General features: G+C 61.6%; 2 pseudogenes. Both read left to right on the forward strand.

Annotated features, from left to right (window positions below):
• A pseudogene (locus tag P7F28_RS09780) lies at positions 1–593 on the forward strand (IS21 family transposase); the annotation flags it as partial.
• A 2-nt stretch (positions 594–595) separates the two neighbouring features.
• Positions 596–693: pseudogene (locus tag P7F28_RS09785) on the forward strand (ATP-binding protein); the annotation flags it as partial.

A 693-nucleotide genomic window follows, 5' to 3' on the forward strand; every position in this document is an offset into this window, starting at 1 on the left:
CGCTTCCCGATGTGCCGCCCGAGCTGGCAACCTGGGCGCGCGTGAAGGTCCATCGCGACGCCCATGTGCAATTCGAGCGCGCCTACTATTCTGTGCCGTTCCGGCTCGCCGGTAAAGATCTGTGGCTCAAGGCGACCGCCAACATGGTGCAGCTCTACTACGAGCACGAACTGTCGGCATCGCATGTCCGCCAGACTACGCCAGGAACACGTATCACTGTGGCCGATCACATGCCGCCAGCAGCACAGGCCCGGCAACTGCACGACACCCAATGGTGCCTGAGAGAAGCGCAGCGTATCGGGCCGTCGTGCTACGCGCTTGTTCACGCGCTCTTCGGCGATCAGGTTCTCATCAAGCTGCGCGCTGTACAGGGCGTGCTGCGCTTCGCTCAGCAGTTCGGCGCGTCCCGCCTGGAGGCGGCCTGCCGTCGAGCGAATCACTTCGGTACGCCAAGCTACAAAGCCGTCAAGCTGATCCTGCAGAAAGGCCTTGATCAGTCGTGGCTGTCGACCGAGCCCATTGAATCGGGCGCGAGTACCTACACCCACGGCGGCCGCTTCTGCCGCGATACCCAGACTCTGCTTATCCATTGAACATGAATCCAATTCCCGAACTCACGTCTTCCCTTAAGCAATTGCGACTGTCCGGCATCCTCGACACGCTCGAAGCGCGCAACCGTGAAGCCATCGACCG

The sequence above is a fragment of the Caballeronia sp. BR00000012568055 genome (genome assembly GCF_029439455.1).
GTDB lineage: Bacteria > Pseudomonadota > Gammaproteobacteria > Burkholderiales > Burkholderiaceae > Caballeronia.